The organism is Thalassospira sp. CH_XMU1420-2, from assembly GCF_037029325.1.
In the GTDB taxonomy this organism is placed as follows: domain Bacteria; phylum Pseudomonadota; class Alphaproteobacteria; order Rhodospirillales; family Thalassospiraceae; genus Thalassospira; species Thalassospira povalilytica.
This window is the reverse complement of record NZ_JAYMEG010000004.1, coordinates 296,054-317,361: the sequence shown is the minus strand read 5'-3', so window position 1 is coordinate 317,361 and position 21,308 is coordinate 296,054. Positions and strand designations below refer to the sequence as shown.

At 53.8% G+C, this 21,308-nt stretch carries 18 protein-coding genes; 9 read left to right on the top strand and 9 right to left on the bottom strand.

Annotation, left to right across the window (positions count from 1 at the left end; all coding sequences use genetic code 11):
- Nucleotides 1-36 precede the first annotated feature (36 nt).
- From WA429_RS15190 to WA429_RS15175, 4 genes are all read right to left on the bottom strand, one after another.
- A complete protein-coding gene (locus WA429_RS15190) occupies nt 37-1,932 on the bottom strand; it encodes a CHASE2 domain-containing protein (RefSeq protein ID WP_287464776.1) in 1,896 nt (631 codons plus the stop codon).
- Complete coding sequence (locus WA429_RS15185; protein WP_287464775.1) at nt 1,933-3,402, bottom strand: M48 family metalloprotease; 1,470 nt, start codon at nt 3,400-3,402, stop codon at nt 1,933-1,935. It abuts the gene before it with no gap.
- A gap of 2 nt (nt 3,403-3,404) precedes the next feature.
- Nucleotides 3,405-3,815 carry a hypothetical protein gene (locus tag WA429_RS15180; RefSeq protein WP_287464773.1) on the bottom strand — a complete coding sequence of 137 codons (411 nt, stop codon included), beginning with the start codon at nt 3,813-3,815 and terminating at the stop codon, nt 3,405-3,407.
- A gap of 181 nt (nt 3,816-3,996) precedes the next feature.
- Entirely contained in the window at nt 3,997-5,610 is a 1,614-nt protein-coding gene (locus WA429_RS15175; protein WP_287464771.1) for a tetratricopeptide repeat protein, read from the bottom strand.
- A gap of 453 nt (nt 5,611-6,063) precedes the next feature.
- Between WA429_RS15175 and WA429_RS15170 the strand changes: the two genes are divergently transcribed.
- Complete coding sequence (locus WA429_RS15170) at nt 6,064-7,722, top strand: methyl-accepting chemotaxis protein (RefSeq protein WP_068517790.1); 1,659 nt, start codon at nt 6,064-6,066, stop codon at nt 7,720-7,722.
- A 69-nt stretch (nt 7,723-7,791) separates the two neighbouring features.
- On the opposite strand, the gene WA429_RS15165 is transcribed toward WA429_RS15170, so the two are convergent.
- From WA429_RS15165 to ubiE, 3 genes are read right to left on the bottom strand one after another with little or no spacing between them, the layout of a single operon-like run.
- Entirely contained in the window at nt 7,792-8,244 is a 453-nt protein-coding gene (locus tag WA429_RS15165) for a GNAT family N-acetyltransferase (RefSeq protein WP_287464770.1), read from the bottom strand.
- A 29-nt stretch (nt 8,245-8,273) separates the two neighbouring features.
- Nucleotides 8,274-9,836 carry a 2-polyprenylphenol 6-hydroxylase gene (gene ubiB / locus WA429_RS15160; RefSeq protein WP_287464769.1) on the bottom strand — a complete coding sequence of 521 codons (1,563 nt, stop codon included), beginning with the start codon at nt 9,834-9,836 and terminating at the stop codon, nt 8,274-8,276.
- A gap of 13 nt (nt 9,837-9,849) precedes the next feature.
- Nucleotides 9,850-10,623 carry a bifunctional demethylmenaquinone methyltransferase/2-methoxy-6-polyprenyl-1,4-benzoquinol methylase UbiE gene (ubiE, locus tag WA429_RS15155; protein WP_068517793.1) on the bottom strand — a complete coding sequence of 258 codons (774 nt, stop codon included), beginning with the start codon at nt 10,621-10,623 and terminating at the stop codon, nt 9,850-9,852.
- Nucleotides 10,624-10,778: 155 nt separating this feature from the next.
- Here ubiE and WA429_RS15150 point away from each other — a divergent pair, with 155 nt between their 5' ends.
- The 3 genes from WA429_RS15150 (at nt 10,779) to WA429_RS15140 (ending at nt 15,001) form a co-directional block, all read left to right on the top strand.
- A complete protein-coding gene (locus WA429_RS15150; protein WP_287464768.1) occupies nt 10,779-11,423 on the top strand; it encodes a phosphoribosylanthranilate isomerase in 645 nt (214 codons plus the stop codon).
- Between the two features lie 117 nt (nt 11,424-11,540).
- Entirely contained in the window at nt 11,541-12,536 is a 996-nt protein-coding gene (locus WA429_RS15145) for an ion transporter (RefSeq protein WP_206926301.1), read from the top strand.
- 227 nt (nt 12,537-12,763) lie between these two features.
- Nucleotides 12,764-15,001: an anthranilate synthase component I gene (locus tag WA429_RS15140; protein WP_287464767.1), complete on the top strand. Its 2,238-nt coding sequence runs from the start codon at nt 12,764-12,766 to the stop codon at nt 14,999-15,001.
- 129 nt (nt 15,002-15,130) lie between these two features.
- Here WA429_RS15140 and WA429_RS15135 read toward each other — a convergent pair whose 3' ends face one another.
- Nucleotides 15,131-15,748, bottom strand: coding sequence for an RNA methyltransferase (locus WA429_RS15135; protein ID WP_114112395.1), 618 nt, complete (start codon nt 15,746-15,748; stop codon nt 15,131-15,133).
- Between the two features lie 260 nt (nt 15,749-16,008).
- Here WA429_RS15135 and WA429_RS15130 point away from each other — a divergent pair, with 260 nt between their 5' ends.
- The 5 genes from WA429_RS15130 (at nt 16,009) to WA429_RS15110 (ending at nt 20,340) form a co-directional block, all read left to right on the top strand.
- Nucleotides 16,009-16,206, top strand: a complete 198-nt coding sequence (locus tag WA429_RS15130) for a CsbD family protein (protein ID WP_101246965.1) — start codon at nt 16,009-16,011, stop codon at nt 16,204-16,206.
- 34 nt (nt 16,207-16,240) lie between these two features.
- A complete protein-coding gene (locus WA429_RS15125) occupies nt 16,241-16,519 on the top strand; it encodes a DUF1289 domain-containing protein (RefSeq protein WP_336107581.1) in 279 nt (92 codons plus the stop codon).
- A 122-nt stretch (nt 16,520-16,641) separates the two neighbouring features.
- On the top strand, nt 16,642-17,415 hold the full coding sequence (locus WA429_RS15120; RefSeq protein WP_287464766.1) for a HugZ family pyridoxamine 5'-phosphate oxidase: 774 nt from the start codon (nt 16,642-16,644) through the stop codon (nt 17,413-17,415).
- Between the two features lie 220 nt (nt 17,416-17,635).
- Nucleotides 17,636-19,261 carry a phosphoenolpyruvate carboxykinase gene (locus tag WA429_RS15115; protein WP_068517805.1) on the top strand — a complete coding sequence of 542 codons (1,626 nt, stop codon included), beginning with the start codon at nt 17,636-17,638 and terminating at the stop codon, nt 19,259-19,261.
- Nucleotides 19,262-19,467: 206 nt separating this feature from the next.
- Entirely contained in the window at nt 19,468-20,340 is an 873-nt protein-coding gene (locus WA429_RS15110) for a substrate-binding periplasmic protein (RefSeq protein WP_287464765.1), read from the top strand.
- Nucleotides 20,341-20,387: 47 nt separating this feature from the next.
- Here the strand turns inward: WA429_RS15110 and WA429_RS15105 are convergent, their stop codons facing one another.
- Complete coding sequence (locus WA429_RS15105) at nt 20,388-21,299, bottom strand: flagellin (RefSeq protein ID WP_068517808.1); 912 nt, start codon at nt 21,297-21,299, stop codon at nt 20,388-20,390.
- Nucleotides 21,300-21,308 lie beyond the last annotated feature (9 nt).

Genomic DNA, 21,308 nt, shown 5'->3' with positions numbered 1-21,308 from the left:
ACCGCATCCAATCCACCTTCGGACAATAGCGCAAAATTAAACAGTTGCAGATTTTTCAATAGCTTCGGCTGAATTTTCTTGGCGGTCGTGTTCTGCACCTTCTGCCAATTCATTGTCCTGGGCAAACAGCGAGCGCACAAACGGTATGTAACTCAGCATGCCCAAACCGATTACCGCCAGCCAATTGACCGGGGCAATAGACAGCACAGACAGCTCCAGCACAATTGCGCCGAACGTCACGATCGCAACACTCAGAACCAAATCGAGCAAACAAATCAAAACCATGAACCAGTTGCGCGCGAGTTGGCGGTCACGCAGGTCAAGTTGTTCCGTCCAATGGTGTTCTGCATTGCGATTCCCTGACCAAACCCGAAGAAGTTTCGGGATCTTTGGGACAAACTTCATCATCGACAAAAACATTGAAAGTTTGTTCGCCAAAATCAGGCCGAAATATTCAAGAGGATTGCACTCCCTGTCTTGGGCATTGCTGGCGTGTGGCAACGCAGGAAACGACCGCCGCGCAAGCCCGGCCAGTCCAAAACGTAAAAAGACAATGATCGCCAGTGTCATGATTTCAATCAGGTCCGCTGTCAGCCAGGAACTGTATGTTGCCTTGTCAGAAAGATATGCTGACCCGTTGCTCAGAAGGTTTTCCAACGCCATTGCATGCAGGAAGACGCCCGGAATATCCGTATCAAGCGTTGGTGGTCGAACCACATCCTGAAACCCCTGGAGGTTCTGGCCATACATCACAATGCGATCTTTGAAATTTTCCACCCATCGCCCTGCTGAGGGGGTGTCACGATAAACCTGTTCTGCAGAAATTGTGTGAAACGGTGCACAGTTGACGTCGGCGCGCGCGCCGATCCCAAACAGTGTCGCCAAATTGCCAGTTATTCGTTTGGCAACATTCGGGTCGCTATATTGCGGACCGCATTCATAGGGTGGAATGACATTCCCGGATTGATCATATGCCTTTGTCCAGGCCGAATAGTCCGCTTGCCGGTCCGGCCATGACAGCCACATCGGACGGACCAACAAATCGTCCCGCCATGCCAGCCATTCCGATTTGTCTGCTTTGGGCGGCATAATCAATGCCTGGTCACAGTTCCAACCACGCCTTATGGATTGTGCACGCTCTTTGCCAGAACAAAAATGCTGATAGATCGTTGTTGCTGCTGCGGTAATTCCGGAAACGTCACATCCAAGGAGGTTGCCGTTCCCCGTCCGGCGCATGACTGCATCATCACAAAGCGGCAAATCATCATCCTGGAGATTTGCAACGCGCCCGGCGTTGCGTAATTCAGGGGCCAATTGATATGAAAGTGCCCTGATATCAGCCTGGCCTCGCAAATCACCCCAGCCCGATACCAGTGTTACGTATGGCGCAAGCTCTGACAGAACAGCGTGATGCTGATAAAAGTTAAGCGCCCCAGCCTGCAAATATACCGGAATATCCATCATCTGGTACATCTGCAACGTACTGACCAGCATCGTCAGGCTGTCGTCATGGACATAAAGCTCGGGCATCCATTCGTCAGCAAGAACACCTTGCGGTGCTGCCGCGCGCCGGTCGCGGAAGGTAAAATCGATGAACAGTGCCTTTGGCTTTGCTGTCAGCAACTTGCGCAAAACCTTGGCATGCAATCCATATACCGCGGGCCAGCTTGATTTCAGCCCCGCCAGGGATTCGTCATCAAGAAGAATAACGCCAATATCATCCACTCGGCTGGCTGGATATAGCGGTGCCCCAACTGTCTGGCTGAAGACAGCATAGCTGTATTCATCAACCGCATCCCCAATGGAATCCGGCTCGATCAGCAAAATAATCGCGGCCAGGGCGACGTTGATTACCCCCCACCACACTGGCTTGAGACGGGCAACTTTGAGTTCTTTTTGTTGCCCGTCGCTACGAAAACTTTCTTGCCCCATTTACATACCGGCCATTTGTCCGGCGGGGGAATTTCCCGCGCACATGGCACGCTGTTGCGGATACCGGGTAACACATCCGATCAGCAGTTCGTTTTCACGTACTTTGTTGCCGCTTGCTTTTACAAGTGGATACAAAAACCGGTAAGTTTCAAGTGGCCAGTCATAGTAGGTCGCAACCTCTTCAACCCGGTTGAACGCCGTTTCGGTATTCCCTAGCGATTTAAGAATCTCGGCCCGCTTCATTTCAACCGGTAACGCAAGAATCTCGCCATTGCCGATAAGGTCAATATTCTGGGCTGCTTTCTTGAGGTTCCCCTGACGTTCGCGAACTTTGGCGAAGGCCCAGCGTGTGTATGGATGACTTGCCGTCGGTCCGCTTACGGCCTGGCGGGCATCAGCTTCAAGAACTCTCAGATCAATTTCACCGTCGTCACTTTCCAAGGTCTGCAAGATTTCGGCGGCTACCCGGTAATTTTCCAAAGTGCGTTTGTTGCGCTTCACGACAGAATCAAACGCGTCTTTGTGAACCATCCTGCTGGCACGCTCCGGCATGTATTCCCGCATACCATAAGCAAATATTTCCTCGGCACGTTCTGCTGCGTCATCATGCTTTGCTGCAAGATTTTGCTGAATTGTGCTGACCGCGTTTCCGAGCTCGGAAAGGAACTGGTTCAGCAGGACATTGTCCTCGCCTTTCGGCTGGAATTGCATCTGAAGAAACAGCTCAAGCTGGTTTCTGGTGACCTGGTAATTTGCACCGAACTTTTCTTCTGCTTCTTTGGCCACTTCAAAATAGCCAGATGCTCCTTTCGGCTGGTAACCGGCTTTCACCATCAAATCCAGTCCAAGATAATCTGCAACCCGCTCCTGGCTCCGATCCCAGTTGGGCAACAAAAGATCACGCAAGATCAAATCACTTCCATACATCTGCCCGGCCTTGCGAAGCAGGTCGCTTTGGTTATTTTCATTCCCAAGCGCAATATCCGCAGCTGTCAAAAGATACGGACGCAGCATGGAAAACAGGTTTTCCGGGGTATGCTGCATCAAGACGTGGCTGTATTCATGGCCAATCAAAAAGGCCAGTTCGTCCTCGCTGCGCAGATATTCGAATGCCGAATGATAAAGAAACACTACACCTTCACGTGCAGCATGTGCGCCCGGTCCGGAATTGCCGATCAAAACGACCTCGGCTTTCGGTGCCCCGACTGGTGCAACGGCAATGATCTTATCCAGTACCCCTTGGGCATAGTCCTGAAGCTCGTTGATCGGGGCCTCACCGATTGACTGGGCCATGACCATAGCTTTCGCCGAATGGATTTCCTCAATCGTATATTTCTTTGCTTCCGGAATAGAAACCGTATCGATCAACTTTCCTTTTTCCGGAATTGAATCCGAAAGAAATTGCATATCTTTGACGCAACCGGTCAGCGTCATCGCGCCAACGACCAGGATCAAACCCAGCTTTTTCATTTTTATTTCCCCTTAGCCGAGACGCAGTCAGCACCCGCGCCCCGCGTCCCCTTACCGCCGAGTGTCCCGATGTCTCCTCCGCAGACGACCGGGCTACGTGCGACTTCTTTGCCCTGCACGACAATCATGTCGTCAGGAATCCAGTAGATTTTCTGTTCATCGAGAAAACGGACTTGGTACGCCCCGAAATTCTTGCTGTCGTGCGAATAGAAAACGACCTGAGCGGGAAAATTTTCCCCCAGGACCATTCGCTCACATTTTCGGGATTCGCCACCAGAATCACACATGACAACGGGGAACGCGGGATGGGTAACAGTGACCCCTCGAATTTCTTCGTTTTGTGCAAAAGCACTGCCAGTGCCAAGCACACATAGAACTGCGGCCACAAAACCAGACCGAATTAGAGCTGTCACCCGAAGTCCCCCCATCATGTATCCCGGATACAACCGGCACATGTGAAGCATCATGCATCTTCGAAAAAGATGATGTAACTGTTCGAAGGGGAACTTATGCTATCCGATCAGATAGTTAGAGGTCTTTCGGATTTCACATAAACCCGAAAAACATCAACTTACCTTGCCGAACTTATCACTTCTAAATTGCAGCTTCGTTTCTTTGGCGTGCCTGCAGCAGCGTCAAAAAGTCGCCTGTCAGCTTTTTGACCGGTGCTGTCCAGTCGTTGGGGTCCTGTTGCCGATAGATCCGCATGGTCGGATACCATGGACTGTCGGCGCGATCGACCATCCACCGCCAGTCGGTTGTGAACAGTTGCAGCATCCAGACCGGAACGCCCAGCGCACCGGCAAGATGGGCCGGCGAACTGTCAATGGTGATCACAAGATCCATTGCCTGCATCAGGGCCGCACTGTCCCCGAAATCATGAATATGGTCGCCAAGGTCGGTCACAAAGGCCTGAAGACCGATCTTTTCGATGTCGCCGCGACGATCATCGATCTGGAAACTGTAAAAGGCGGCCCCTTTGACCGACAGGATCGGCAGCAGCATATCAAGCGGACAAGACCGGTCACGGGGATTGAGTTTCCCGGCCCAGATCAACCCGACCTTGAGAACCGTACCCGGGGTCGGCGCCAGCCGGACCTGTTTGCCAGGCGGCGGCGAAAGATAAGGGTCAGCCGAGATCTTTTGCAGTTCCGCAGCCCCGATCCCCATCACATGCGGCAAGCTCAGAAGCGGGACATGCACATCGAATTCCGGTAACGGGCGGCCTTTTTCAATCAATGTCCCGACACCGGCCACAGTACGCATGATCGGCATCAGTTCCTTGCGACATTCAAGAATGACGTGCCCCGCCTTTTTGGCGACCAGCGGCACAAATCGGGCAAACTGGATCATGTCGCCAAAGCCCTGCTCGGCGCGCAGCAAAACCCGTTTGCCCCGAAGATCGGATTTGCCATCCCATTCCGGTGCAGTATCAAGGGGCCGAATCGGATTGTCCGCCAACTTGCGCCGGGTTTCATACCCGGCCCAGCCATCGGCATAATTGCCCAACGCCAGATGCGCCAACGCCTTGTCCCAGTTGGCGTCGACATAATCGGGATCAATCGCAAGCGCGCGGTCGAAATATTCCAGCGCCTGCTCAAACCGGTTGAGATCGCGATAGACAAGACCGGCATTGAACGTGTGCGACTTGATGCTGTCATCAAGTTCGATGGCCTTTTTATGCGCGACAATGGCCTCGTCAAAACGCATCATTTCACGCAGGCAATTTCCCATATTCGACCACAGTCCGGCATTGTCCGGACGCAGTTCCCCAGCCCGGCGATACGCCAGAAGGGCCGCTTCGAATTTCTTGCTGCGCCGTAACGCAACGCCAAGATTGTTCCACACGTCGGGCTGTTGCGGGTTTTGCCGCAAGGTGGCGCTGTAAAGACGGATCGCATCGTCAATCTGGCCGGCCTGATGGGCCGCCAGTCCACGCTGGAACAGATCATTGATCACACGGCGCCGCTGAATGGCGGCCGCGTTTTCGGCCCCACCATTGGTTCCCGTTGTCCCGGTTGCAGGTTTGGATTTGGTATCACCGCTCGGGGATGCATCGCGCGTGTCGGTATTGCTTTCGGCTTCCTGACTTTTCTGGGAAACAGCAGAATCATCTGCCGGAACTGCCTTAACTGTCTTTTTGGTCGCTGACGATTTGGTGCCTTTTTTGGCCTGTCGCTTTTTCGCCGTTGTCGCAGATTTAGCCATCCTGATCCCCTTGTGCCCCGCATGTTTCCTGATCGGAGCAAACCCGTGCGCGATGACACGGACATCTGACTGCACGCCATGGCCCTATCGAGTCGGCGGCACATCTTCACATAAGCACATTAGTATATTTTACCAAAAATTACCTAACCAATAGCCGTATTTGTCGTTTCAATTCACAGAAACCGAATATTCGCCAAACCCGTCGTTTCTTGTTTCGGGAATGTGACTGTATGGGGTAGCCTCAATCGCAGGAAGAGAAGGTTTTACTCAACTTCTACGTCCCCACACGGTAAAGTGGATAAAATATAAAAACGCAGAATGATCCTGATTCCTTAAGATTCAGGAAAACAGTCTGCCAAGACCTGTCAGGCTTCGTACCAGATCAATGGCGAACTGCGCGACAGTATATCTAGGGAAGCGACTTAAAGCCTTTGAAGGAGTGGGAGACCATAAATGGCTGAACCAAAAAGATCCGGTGCTTCTGTCGGACGAAAAGTTATCTTCGTTATCGTCGCACTTCTGGTCGTGGGCTTTGGCTCCATGATGACCATTCAGACTGTTTCGCAGCACGAAGCCATGCTCGAAATCATGTATAATGAATCGGTCGAAAAAACCGAAATGCTGTCGACTGCAGTCCAGCCAGGTTTCATTGCGATGGATGGTGCGTCCGTCGAAAAAGAATTTCGCAAAATCACCGACAAGGAAGGTTCACAGCTTGCCAGCCTGATCGCGGCCAATCCCGGTGGTGACGCCATTGGCACCTATCAGTCAGAAACCCTGCGCCAACATGATCTTCCTGCCTTGGTCGAGCCCTATCTTGAACAGATCGAAAACAAGGAAGTCGTCAGCTTTATTTCCGAAGATGCGGTCATTGTCGCAGCCCCCATCACCAAGTATTCCAAACGCCGCGATGAAGACCAGTATCGTGGCATGCTGGTGACAGCCTGGTCTCTTGATCGGGTAAATGCCGAAGTCAAACAGGCGGTCATCATCCAGGTCGCCCTAGCTGCTGCGATCCTTGTGGTCCTTCTGGGTGCGACCTGGATTGTGTTGCGCAATCAAATCCTGACCCCGATGGTCAAGATCAATGGTGCGATGCGATCACTTGTTGATGGCGATCTTGATGTCGATGTTCCGGGCGTCGGGCGCAATGACGAAATCGGCGAAATGGCATCGTCTGTTGAAATCTTCAAGGAAAATGCCAAACGCGTTGCCCAGCTTGATCGCGAACGCGAACAGGAACGCGAACGCGCCGAAGCCAAACGCCGTGAAGCCATGGTTGGCCTTGCCGGACGCTTTGAGCAGACCGTCATGGGCGTGGTTGATGGTGTCTCGGGTGCATCCGGTGAAATGCAGCAGGTCGCCCAGACAATGGTTGCCGCAGTCCAGCAGAACGAAGCTGGTTCCCAGGCCGTGGTTGCGGCCGTCGAACAGGCCAATCACAGTGTGGAAACCGTCGCCAGTGCCGCCGAAGAACTGGCCGTTTCGATCCGCGACATCAGTGCGCGCGTCAATGAAACATCCAATATCACCGCCAATGCCAGCACCGAGGCCGTTCGCGTCAACGAAATGGTCCAGGGGCTTGATGTTTCCGCCCAGAAGGTCGGCGAAGTGGTTCAGATCATTCAGGCCATCGCAGAACAGACCAACCTTCTGGCCCTGAACGCCACGATCGAGGCCGCCCGTGCCGGTGACGCCGGCAAGGGCTTTGCTGTGGTCGCCAACGAGGTCAAAAACCTTGCCAATCAGACCGCACGTGCGACCGAAGATATTTCTGCCCAGATTTCCGGTATTCAGGGATCAACCCAGGAAGCTGTCGGTGCGATCGAAGGCATCACCAGCATCATCGCCAATCTGAATGAAATCGCTACCGAGGTCGCAGCCGCGGTCGAGGAACAGGGCCAAGCCACGACCGAGATTTCCAACTCGGTCCAGCAGGCTGTTCAAAGTACGCAGGAAGTGACCAATCACATCCATGAAATGCGTGAAGCCGCCCGCCAGACCGGCGAGGCCGCCCATCAGGTACTTGGTGCATCTGACAAGCTTAACAGCCAATCGGGCACATTGCGCGGTGAAGTCGGCAACTTCCTTGACGAAGTCCGTGCAAGCTAGACCATCTGCCACTGACCCAAAAAACGCCGCCCGGCAATCCGTGGCGGCGTTTTCTTTTACCGGAATTCTTCAGCGCAGCGGATCGCGCTTTTGGGCATTCTCATCAACGCGCATCATCATCAGATCATCCAGATCCTCGTAACCGTGCTGTCGGTAAAGCGGTTGCATATCATCGGTCGCAAGCACCCATCTTTTCACCCGACGAAGTTCGGGATGCGTGTGCAAGGCGTCAAGCATCCGGGCAGCAATCCCGCGCCTGCGAAAGTCGGGATCAACAAACACGTCGGCGACATAAGCAATGGCAATCTGATCACTGACCACCCGCGCAAAACCGACTTGCCGGCCGTCGCAAAAGGCCCCGACCGGAAATGACATTTCGACGGACCGGTCAAATTCGCCACGTGTCCGCCCACCCGACCAATAGGATGACGCGATAAAGCCATAACAATAGGCAAGATCAATGCGCGCGCGGTCCGTACTGATTTCGACTTTGATGTCGGCTGGATCAGTATCGTCGGTCATAAGACAAGCTCCCGGAATGCCAGATGCGGCTATTTCAAATAGACCGCAACACCCAGCGCAATGATCGCCACCCACAGAACAAGCGTCTGGCGCGAAATGCCCGCCGACTTGCTTTGGCCATTACCCGATTTTCCGCGCATGGCTGCCACCGTTTCAGGATGCAGTCGCAACCCCTGATCGGTCAGAACCGAGGATGCTTTTTCCGCAGCTTCAAGCACGCGCGGCAAACGTCGCAACATCGATCCGGCCTGAAGGGCTGCTTCCTTGACCTTGGCTTCCGGGCCAAGGTTTTCACGCATCCAGTCTTCGATCAGCGGACGCGACAGTTCCCACATATTTTCATTCGGGCTGAGGATACGTGAAAGTCCCTCGGCTACGATCATGGTTTTCTGAAGCATCAGAAGCTGTGGCTGGGTTTCCATCCCGAACTGTTCGGTAATCTGGAACAACTGCCCCAACAAGCGCCCGACCGAAATATCGGCCAGTTCCTTGCCCAGGATCGGCTCGCCAATTGACCGGCATGCCTGCTGGAACGTTTCAAGCGACTGGTTGCGCGGAACATAGCCCGCTTCAAAATGAACCTCGGCCACGCGATGGTAATCGCGCGTCAGGAAGCCCAGAAGCATTTCCGCCAGATACAGACGTGTCTGTTTATCAACACGTCCCATGATGCCGAAATCAACAATGCTGACCCGACCGGTTTCATCGACAAACAGGTTGCCCGGATGCATGTCGGCATGGAAAAACCCGTCGCGGAAAACCTGCTGGAAAAACGCGCCCGCTGCCTTGGCCAGAAGGGCTGAACGATCAATTCCCATGCGATCAAGGGCCTCAACATTGTCGATACGCACGCCTTTGACCCGTTCCATGGTCATCACATGTTCGGCCGTTCGTTCCCAATCGATCTGGGGAATGTAATAGGTCGGATCATCTTCGAAATTATCGCGGAATTCCGATGCCGCGGCCGCCTCGAAACGCAAATCCATTTCAAGATGGACACTGTCTTCAAGCGCCTTGACGGTTTCAACCGGTTTCAGGCGGCGCAAGCGCGGCTGCGTCAATTCGACAATTTCGGCAACCCAGTAAAACAGATCAAGGTCACGGGCAAACCGCACCTTGATATCCGGACGCAGCACCTTGACCGCGACTTCACGCCCATCTGTTGTGGTGGCAAAATGAACCTGCGCGATTGATGCTGCTGCAACTGGCGTTTCATCGAACTCGGCAAACAGAACATCAAACGGTTCGGCCAGCTGTTCGGTAATGATCCGTTTTGCAATTTTGGCCGAAAAGGGCGGCAAGCGGTCCTGAAGCGACGACAGATCGGCAGCAACATCATCACCAATCAGATCGGACCGCGTCGCAAGTGTTTGCCCAAGCTTGATGAATGCCGGTCCGAGTTCTTCGAGTGCGCGCGCCAGACGCCGCCCCGGCGGCAACCCGGACCGCCCGGAAAACGGGGCTGTCAAACGGGCAAAAAATGCCAGGATTTTTCCACCCGGCACAAGAGCCAGCGGAAACAGGGCATCATGACGTGCCAGGGTCCGCGCCATGGCAAGCAGGCGAAAGCTGTTTCGGACAAACCGGATCATGCGCCAAGCACCCTCAAACCCGCCAACCGGAATGAATGGCGGCAATCCCGCCCGACAGGTTGCGGTATTTTACCCGCTCGAACCCGGCCGCACGGATCATCGACGCAAAGGTTTCCTGATCCGGGAACTTGCGAATGCTTTCGGCCAGATACTGATACGCTTCGCGGTTCCCCGCGATAAAGCGACCAATTTCCGGCAAAAGCTTGAACGAATAGGTATCGTAAAGCTTATCGAAGCCCGGCACGACGACCTTGGAAAATTCAAGACACTGGAACTTTCCGCCGGGCCGCAAAACACGGAATGCCTCGGAAAGGGCTTCTTCGATGCGGGTAACGTTGCGGATGCCAAATGCAATGGTATAGGCATCAACCGAATGATCGGGCAGCGGCAGTTTCTGCGCATCGCCAACGGTCCAGTTGATGTTTTTCAAAATCCCGTGGTCAGCCGCCCGGTCGCGTCCGACATGCAGCATTTCATAGTTGATGTCGCATACCGTGACCGAACCACCGCCATTTTTCAAAAAGCGGAATGCGATATCCCCCGTACCACCTGCCACGTCCAGAAGCTTCATGTTCGGGCGCGGCTTAAGCTCGTTGATGAACGTGTCTTTCCACAGACGGTGAATACCGCCGCTCATCAGATCGTTCATCAAATCATATTTGGACGCGACAGTGTCGAAAACCTCGCGCACCATGGATGCCTTCTGGCTTTCAGGAACGTCCCGAAACCCGAAGTGGGTTGTGTTTTCGCCGTTTTCGCCCGCGGCAGGGTCTGTATGCTTGCTCATGGTCGGGAAAATAGCGCAGCAATGATTATCCTGCCAGTGGAAAGCCATCGGAAATCGCAAATATCCTGTCGATATGATGCAGTTTCTGCTAAGTGACTCAGACGCACCAATTGTTTGCCGTGCGAATTAGAGTGACGACAAGACAGGATACCCCGATGAGCTGCATGGTCAAAATCTGTGGAATCAACAGCGAAGATGCCCTTATCGCGGCCATGAGTGCCGGGGCAGATGCATTGGGATATGTGTTCTTTCCACCAAGCCCGCGGCACATATCGCTTAAGGGTGCCAAAACCCTGACCGAACGCGTCCCCAACAGCATCCTGAAAGTCGGCCTGTTCGTCGAAGCCGGTGACGAGGCACTTGAAAATGCGATCACGGCCGGAAGCCTTGATGTCATTCAGCTCCATGGCAAGGAAAGCCCCGAACGCGTCGCAGCGGTCAAGGAACGTTTCGGTCTCAAGGTGATGAAAGCCATTTCCGTAAGTACCGCCGATGACATCGAAAATGCCAAATCCAACTATGACGGCGTTGCCGATTTCCTGCTGTTTGATGCCAAACCACCCAAAGACAGCGTTCTGCCCGGTGGCAATGCCGTGTCTTTTGACTGGACGTTGCTGACCGGTCAGAACTTCACAAGTGACTGGATGCTTGCCGGTGGTCTTGATCCCAATAACGTCGCCGAAGCCGTCGAGATATCCGGTGCGCCATGGGTAGACGTCTCATCAGGTGTCGAAAAATCCAAGGGTGTAAAAGACGCCCGGAAAATTGCCGATTTTGTCCGCGCGGCAAAAGGCTATTGATCACCGAATTGATCAGGGCCGGAAAATAAGGCCCTGATAATTTAACCATTTCTGAAGCGATTGGCGCAAAACTCACCTGGCAATCAATACTCTATTGCCGGATCGGGCTTGCGCGACATGACAGCGACTCTTCGTTCAAAGACACATAAATTGCTCCATGGTGTTGAACGCCATTCGCGCCTTTCCCTATTCGTTCACCTGATTCTGGCCAGTGCGATTGTCATCAATGTCGTGTCGGTGATTTTTGACTCGGTCCACGAACTGGCCGAAAGATACTATCTGCAATTCGCCATCATCGAGATCGTTTGCACCCTGATCTTCACCGTCGAATATGCATTGCGGGTCTGGTCCGCCCCCGATGACGAACGTTTCAGCGGCCGCCCGTGGGCACGCCTGCGCTATATGTTCACGCCGATGGCGCTGATTGATCTTCTGGCGATCCTGCCGATCCTTCTGTGGTTCTTTACATCCGTCGATTTGCGATTTGTGCGGATCATCCGGTTGCTGCGTTTACTGAAATTCACCCGCTATTCCACCGGGCTGGAATTGATGTTGCTGGTGTTTCGACAGCAATTGGGCATTTTTGGTGCCGCCAGCGCCGCACTGGCCTGTATGCTGGTATTCAGTGCCGGTGCGATCTATGTCGCCGAACACGAAGCCCAGCCGGACGCCTTTGGCAACCTGCTTAAGGCATTGTATTGGAGCGTCATTACCCTTGCCACGGTCGGTTATGGCGACGTTGTGCCAATCACACCGTTTGGCAAATTCCTGGCCAGTGTCATTTCCCTTACCGGGATCGGGATTGTTGCGGTTCCGGCCGGTATTCTGGCATCGGCTTTCAACGCGGAATTGCGACGCCGCGAAAATGAATACCGTCATCAGGCCACCCGTCAGCTGATGGGCAAACGTCTGACCGAACGCGTTCGCCACAAACTGAAATCCCATCAGGAAGAACTCGGGATCAGTGACGAACAGGCCCAATCTGTTCTTGATGACATCCGCGACGTTCACCGCAATGAAAGTGACGAGATTCTTACCTGTCCGCATTGCCATCAGCCCCTGCACATGGAACTCAAAGAGGCAGAAGGCAACAGCTCGACGCAAAAGCCTTGACGCCGGGAAATTTTGCGCACATGGTTTGAGGCATGAAAACACATGGCATGAACCCGATCCGTATTTCCAATCGTTGGTGGTGGCTCGCTTAAGCGGGCGGCCAATACACATGCCCTGAACATACCGGCCGCCTCATTCTTGCAGGCGGCTTTGTGTTTTCAGACTTCCCTTTTTCCTGATCATCACATGGCTCCTGCGGCACAAGGCCCCAAAAGGAGTATCTGAACGTGACGACCCCAATTCAGGAAACCGGCATTTCCGACGATCAGGCCGAATACCGATATACCACTGATGGCGGTGTTTCGGTCATTCGTCGCATGACCACCATTGGTTATGAGAACGCCACCGAAGGCCTGATTGATGCCCTTGATCAGACCAAGGGCGTGCTTCTGTCTTCAAGCTATGAATTCCCGGGTCGCTATTCACGGTGGGATATGGGGTTTGATGCGCCGCCACTTGAAATTGTCGGGCGGGAACGCGGTTTCGCGGTTCGGGCCTTGAATGACCGCGGTCAGGTCCTGCTGGATGTGATTTCCGACATTCTGGGAAGCCATCCGCATGTCGACAGCATCACCGATGGCGAAGACGGCCTTTATGGCGTAGTCAAAAAGCCCGCCTCATGGTTTGCCGAGGAAGAACGCAGTCAGCAACCAAGTCTGTTTTCGGTCGTCCGCGCGCTGCGCGATCTGTTTGGTCACAAGGGCGATGAACGGCTGGGGCTTTATGGCGCGTTCGGCTATGATATCGCGCTTCATTTCGAACAGATCAACCTGACACAGGACCGCCCGTCCGATCACAAGGACATCCACCTGTTCCTGCCCGACCGTTTGGTCACCGTCGATCATGCGTCAAAAATCGCCACCCGGATCGAATACGAATTCATCACCCCTGACGGGCACAGCACGGCCGGCCTGCCCCGCAATTCCCAGCCCCATCCACCATCGCGCGGCAACAATGCCATTGTCGAAAATGACATGAAAACCGGCGAATATGCCGCCATCGTCGATGAAACCAAGCCCCGCTTTGCCCGTGGCGAACTGTTCGAAGTTGTCCCCAGCCGCGTTTTCAGAACCCCTTGTGCCACCGCACCTTCGGAAATTTTCCGCCGTCTTAAACGCCGCAACCCGGCCCCTTACGGCTTCCTGATCAATCTTGGTGACGGGGAACATCTTATTGGTGCATCGCCCGAAATGTATGTCCGGGTCAAAGGGCAGCGCATTGAAACCTGTCCGATTTCCGGCACGATTGCGCGCGGTCGTGACGCGATCGAGGATGCCGAAAACATTCGCACATTGCTTAATTCGACCAAGGATGAGTCGGAACTGACGATGTGCACCGATGTTGATCGCAATGATAAGGCCCGCGTTTGCAAACCGGGCAGTATCCGCATTCTTGGTCGCCGCCAGATCGAAATGTATTCACGCCTGATCCACACGGTCGATCATGTCGAAGGCCGCCTGCGTGACGGGTTTGATGCGCTTGATGCCTTTCTGACCCATTGCTGGGCCGTTACCGTGACCGGTGCCCCCAAACGTGCAGCCATGCAGCATATCGAAGCCGTCGAACGCAGTGCGCGCGCATGGTATGGCGGGGCGATTGGTGCGGTTCTGTGTAACGGTGATCTCAATACCGGATTGACCTTGCGCACGGTACGCCTGAAACAAGGTGTCGCCGAAGTTCGCGCCGGTGCCACCTTGCTCTATGATAGTGAATCAGACGCGGAAGAAGCCGAAACCGTCCTTAAGGCATCGGCAATGATTGATGCCGTTACCCGCGATGCCAAGGATGAAGTCACCATCGACCCGGCAAGCTCGGGCATTGGCAAACGCGTTCTTTTGATCGATCACGAAGACAGCTTCGTGCAAAACCTTGCCAGCTATATCCGCACAACCGGTGCCGAAACACTGACACTTCGTCCCGGCTTCCCGGACGAGGCATTTGATGATTTCAAACCCGATCTTGTGTTCCTGTCACCAGGTCCCGGCCGTCCCGATGATTACCATCTGCGCGACAGCATCGAACGCGCCCTTGCGGCCGGCTTGCCAGTCTTTGGTGTATGTCTTGGATTGCAGGGAATTGTCGAATTTTTCGGCGGGTCACTTGGTCAACTTGTCACACCGATGCATGGCAAACCGTCAAAGGTGAAACTCGATACCACCGATCCGCTGTTTGACGGATTGCCCGAAGACATTGTTGTCGGCCGGTATCATTCCCTGTTTGCCAAGGCGGCTGAACTACCTGCGGACCTGAAGGTGACGGCGCGAAGTGACGATGGCGTGATCATGGGCATTCGTCACAGCAGCCTTCCGATCAGTGCCGTACAATTCCATCCGGAAAGCCTTCTGACCCTTCAGGGCGATGTCGGAATGCGGATGATTGCCAACCTGTTGCGCAATCCGCATGGCACCCGCCCCGGCGCAGAAGAAACGTCGGACACCATGACTTCGGATATCAAGGCAGCTTGATTCCTGCACCCGATCTGCGCTGTGTCACCCCCCCCCTTAAGACACAATCGCGCAGATCACAAAGCGCAACGGCCGTGCTCCTCCCTCGCGGCCGTTGCTTTTTTATCTGTATGTCTGACTGTGTTTGGATCAGGCGTCATCATCATCGAGTGTGCCGTCAATCACCGAATAATCGGGTGGCGGTGCCTGACGGAATTTTTCCGGGTCCCCTTTGCGCTTGTCACGGGTCCGCGAAATCCAGCCACCATAATGGGCTTCGGGTTTCGGTTCGGTCGGCGCACCGGCACGCACCGGACGCGGCGCAAACCGGCCCAGACTGATCAGGCGGTCATACATCACGATATTTGCCGCAATCGCGACATTCACACAGAAGCTCATCGGGATCTTGATGATGAAATCGCATTTTTCCTGCATTTCATCGGACAGATTGCCGCGTTCCGGACCCAGGATATAGGCCGCCTGTGACGGATGCTTGAAGCTTGGCAGCTCGATCGCATCGGGGGTCAGTTCAATGCCGACCATCCGGCACCCTTGCGGCAGGAACAGGTTGTCATGATCCGGAAAATGGTAATAGGGCATCTGTTCGCCCGACTTTGATGTATCGGTGATGTTTGAACGTTCCTCGCGGAAGTCCGCATCAACCGTAAACGCAAAGCTTGCGCCAAAGGCATGGGCGGAACGAAACAGGGTGCCCACATTCAAAGGCTTGCTTGCCCCTTCAATTCCAATCCCGAAATAGCCGCGCATATCTTCCTCCGTGCCGCACGTCACGCCGCATTCGGGCCGGTGCGAAATCAACTCCATGACAAGACAAGGGGTCCATACCCCACCGGGGCTATACCCCCATGCGCCAGATAAGGCAAGCAAACCGCCCGATAAACCCGTCAGACGACCGCGCTGTTTTCATCCATCTTGTGGTTTTATGGAACAACACGCCCACAATTTCGTTCTTAAAGTCATACGGCAATTGCCACTATTACGAGCAACCCCGAAAGCAGGAGAACCCGATGAATTGGGATCAAATTGCTGGTCGCTGGAAACAGGTACGCGGTCACGTCAAACGCGAATGGGGCCGCCTGACCGAAGATGATGTCGACCGCGTTGATGGACAGCGTGAAAAACTGGTGGGCCTTATTCAGGAGGCCTATGGCATTGAACGTGAAGAAGCCGATCGTCAGATCCGCAACTGGTTCTCGCGCCTTTAAACCGGTCTGAAGCCACACAGATTTATTCGCCCGCATGGATCGCTTCAGGCTTGATCCTTGCGGGCGAAACTGTTTTCTATGGAATCAATCATTAACGATCCCACCCAGGAATTTCATGCCCGTCAAATCCCCCTGTATCGGTATTTGCGTCCTTGATGCCAAGGCTGGTTATTGCACCGGTTGCTTTCGCACCGGTGACGAGATCGGCGCATGGATGGGGCTGAGCGACGGCGAAAAAAAACGTGTGCTTGCCAAATCAAAGACACGGAAAAAGTCACATCAAAACATCCGCCAAAAACAGACAGGCTCCTGATAAGAAGCAAAACCTGTTTTTGATGTGTCCTTGGACGTTCGGGCGCCCCTGCCATGTACGCGAAGACGGAAATCTGCGATAATTTCACATCCGTTTCATGCGCCGTGACAAGGTAGATTTCCATGTCCCAGATCACACCACCGCCACCACCATCCGCCAGTGCATTGCGCCAGCTTTGCCGTATTGCTGATCAGGCAACATTGGCGACAATTGCCCACGATCATAAACAGGTCACTGACGGCTGGCCCGTGACCTCGATGGTTGTCCCGGTCATTGATATTGACGGAACACCATTGCTGCTGATTTCCGATCTTGCCGATCACACGCGTCATATCCGCGCAGATAACCGGGTCTCACTGTTGTTTTCGCCCACCCCACCTGCGCAATCGCAGGACCAGCAGACCGGCGCGATCCAGACAGACAGCGCGCGGCTGACACTTTTTGGCAAAGCTGTTGCTGATCCCGCCCCCCATACCCGTGCGCGCTATTTGCGCGAACAGCCCGATGCCGGTCAGTATGCCGACTTTGCCGATTTCGCCTTTTACCGGATCGCGGTCGACGCAATTTATTGGGTCGGGGGATTTGGCAAACAGCGCCGCCTGAAAGGCGATCAGTTCATCGTTCCCGATTGTCACCCGCTCGTCACCGGCCATGACGGCATTGTCAGCCACATGAATGCTGACCATCTTGATGCTATTGCCGACATTGTTGCCCATTTCACGTCCCACGATCCCTCAATCGGCTGGACAATGCATTCGATTGATTGTGACGGCATGGTTCTGGCCTGTCACAAACCCGAACAGCCACCGATCAGAATCGACTTCGCACGCACCATCCATTCACCGGGCGAAGCGCGCGATATTTTGGTCGAAATGTGCAAAAAATCGCGCGCATAAGTCGGACCATTTGTATTCCGAAAATTTATTGCTTCGACCCTGAACATGGAATTTTCGCAAACGCAAAAGTCGCTACGTTTTCCTAGGTATTAGGCAAAAGGACCGGTTGCTTTTAAGACACCTTTGTAACAATATGTCTCAACACAACGATTTCCCACAAATTGTTGTGTAAATTAGGATATTAACCCCCAGCTCTTTTAATTCCCACCAGGAGAGATTCGTGCTGCAATCAGGACCCGTTGTCAGCCGTGTAGGCCTTGAAACTCATGGCCTCAAAAACCTTGGCGCCGTTCACTGGAACCTCGACGCTGCCGGCCTTTACGAACATGCGATCCGTCGCAATGAAGGCAAGATCGCCAAGGGTGGTGCATTTGTCGCACTGACCGGCGAACATACCGGCCGTTCCCCACAGGACCGTTTCGTTGTCGAAGAAGAAAGCACCAAGGCAGATATCGATTGGGGCGATGTAAACCGCCCGGTCAGCCCGGAAGTATTTGAGCGCCTCTATCAGAAAGTGCGCGCATATTTCCAGGGTACCGAACTGTTCGTCCAGGATTGCTATGCCGGTTCTGATCCGCGTTTCCGTCTTCCGGTTCGTGTGATCAACGAAAATGCATGGCACAACCTTTTTGCGCGCAACATGTTCATCCAGCCGCAGAAAGAAGAACTTCGCGATTTCGCACCGGAATTCACCATCCTTCATGCTCCGGGCCTTCAGGCTGATCCGGAAGTCGATGGCACCCGTTCCGAAGTTTTCGTGATGGTCAGCTTCGAACGCAAAATGGTCATCATCGGCGGCACCTGGTATGCCGGCGAAATGAAGAAATCGATCTTCTCGGTTCTCAACCACATCCTTCCGGCCAAAGGCGTCATGCCGATGCATTGCTCGGCCAACATGGGCAAAGACGGCGACACCGCCATCTTCTTTGGCCTGTCGGGCACCGGCAAAACCACGCTTTCGGCGGATGCGTCGCGCACCCTGATCGGTGATGACGAACATGGTTGGGGCGAAGACGGCGTCTTCAACTTCGAAGGCGGTTGCTATGCAAAGGTGATCAAGCTTTCGCGTGAAGCGGAACCGGAAATCTTTGCCACCACCGAGCGTTTCGGTACCGTTCTTGAAAACGTTGTGATGAACAAGCAATCGCGCGAGCTTGACCTCGACGATGCCCGTCACACCGAAAATACCCGTTCTTCCTATCCGATCGAATTCATTCCGAATGCCTCGGAAACCGGTCGTGGTGGTCATCCGAAAAACATCATCATGCTGACCTGTGATGCCTTTGGCGTTCTGCCGCCGATCGCAAAGCTGACCTCGGCACAGGCGATGTATCACTTCCTGTCAGGTTACACCGCCAAGGTTGCCGGCACCGAAAAAGGTGTCAAGGAACCGACCGCGGCGTTTTCCGCCTGCTTTGGCGCACCGTTCATGCCGCGTCATCCGTCCGTTTATGCCAAGCTGCTTGGTGAACTGATGGAAAAACACGAAGCCAATTGCTGGCTCGTCAATACCGGCTGGTCCGGTGGCGGCTATGGCGTTGGTTCGCGCATGAAGATCGGTTACACCCGTGGTCTTCTGAATGCGGCCCTGAATGGCGAATTGGAAAATGCCGAATTTGCGACCGATCCATATTTCGGTCTGGCATATCCGACCGCATGTGGCGATATCCCGGCAGAAGTTCTGAACCCGCGTGAAAGCTGGAGCGACAAGGCAGCCTACGACAAGGCCGCTGCCAACCTGACCGGTCTGTTCGAAAAGAACTTCGCGAAGTTCGAAGAACATGTCACCGACGATGTCCGCGAAGCCGCAATCCGCAGCAGCGCAGAAGTCAAAGCAGCCGAATAATCCGCTGTCGACATATTGCAAAAAGGCCGGTCTTTGCACCGGCCTTTTTCATTTCCGTGCCGATCTGCCATGTTGATTTCCAGATTGATTTGACCTGCCTGATCTAACGCAATTCCTGCCGACAAGAGAAATAATACATTGCGCCCAAAGCGTGATATCATCTTGAACTTGTTTAAGAATGGCAGATCTTTGAAACCGGAATCTACATGCGCATAGCAGCATATTTTCCCAAGAATTTACGTCACCGGATCACTGATTGTGCCACCGGCAAGGACCGGCTTAAAAATTGGATCAATGCGATCACTGCACTTTTTGCCGTGACCCTGATATCGATCAGCACCATTGCATCTGCGCAAAACACTCTAATCCCCCCGGCAGGCAACCACGAAACCATCACCCTTGCCTGCAATCCGTTCCCACCGGCCAAAATCGCCGACAAGGCAACCGAACCCGGCTATGACGTTGAAATTCTTCGGGCCGCGTTTGCCACACGCAACATCACGTTGCTGACGCCATTTTACCCCTGGAAACGCGCCTATTTCCTTGCCAGAACGGGGCAGGTCGACGGACTGTGTTCCTGTAGCTACCTGCCGGAACGCGAAGCGGACTTTCTGTTTTCCGATATCCTTGGCCATGTACGCGTTGCCATCTATTCCACCCGGGACGAGGTTCTTGGATCTGTTGAAACCCTTGCCGATGCGCGCGACATGACCGTCGGGGTGGTAAACGGCTATAACCTTGAAACGGCGGCACGCAAGGCCGGCCTTGATATCATCATGGCCAACAGCGAAACCACACTGGTCAATCTTTTGCTGTCCAAGCGACTGGACGCCGCCCTGTCATTTCGGGCCCCAATGGATTATGTGCTCAATGTCGGTAAAAGTGGTGCGACGGATATCGACAAAATCAAAAGCAAAATCCTGTCAAACGATCCGTATTATTCCTGCATCTCGCGTACAACCGAACATGCCAGTTTGCTTTTGGCCCAACTTAACGTCGGGCTTTCCACCATTCGCAAAAATGGCCTGTATGACAAAATCCTCGCGAAATACGGGATATTGTCCGAAGCATCGCAGTAAAATCGACATTTGATCCGGAATTCCGTGCAAGAATCCGAAATCCCCAATTAACGCAAGTATTCGAACAACGACATGTCGGTAATCTGTGCTGTGATCGAATAGGATGCTTCAAGCTGGATCGAAAGCGTTTCAAGCGTCACAACAGCTTCGGCCAGATCAACATCGGCCAGATTGGAAACCGTTCCCTCGGCCGCCAGTTGAAAATCGGTATGCATATCGACCACCGCTTCAAGCTGATCCTGGGTGTAGGACACCTGATTTTGCAATTCTGACAAACCGGCTGCTGCTGATTCAATCAGTTCCATCGCCTCGGTCAGGGCGGCTTCATCCACCGGATCGGTGCTGGCATTTGCCGCAAGGTTCAAGGCCCGCAATGCCTGTTCGAACGCATCTTCCTGTGCGGTAATCCCGTATTCGATTGTCGTGCCGTCCGCGACCTTGGCCGATGCAATATCACTGTTACCGGAATAATAGCTCAGATCTGTGGTCGACGGGCTGGTGATCACCGCATAATCGGCGGTATCAACCGAAACTGGCGCCGTATCGGATGCCGACCCGGCATAGATGTAACGACCTTCATATTGGGTGTTCAAAAGCGACGCAAATGTCTCAAGTGCGGCACCAGCAGACTCATTGATGCCGTATGCTTTGTCTGTCCCGGTACTTAATGCACCCGACAAATCCGACGTCATTTCAGTCAAAAGATCGACCATGTCATTTAACGTCGAATAATAGACTTCAACACGTGTCTGGATTTCCTCGGCAATGTCGGCATAGGCCGCGGCCTCGGAAATTTCCGCACTCAGGGTCGCAATAACATAGGCATTATCCGCAACCCCGGCATAGGAATCCGATTTGACCCCCGAACTGGATTGTTCGGTGGCCTCTGCCAGTTGCGACTGTACCGATCGGATCTGGCTTAGCATATTCTGTTGCATTGCGGCTGTGGAAACGCGCATTTTCTGATC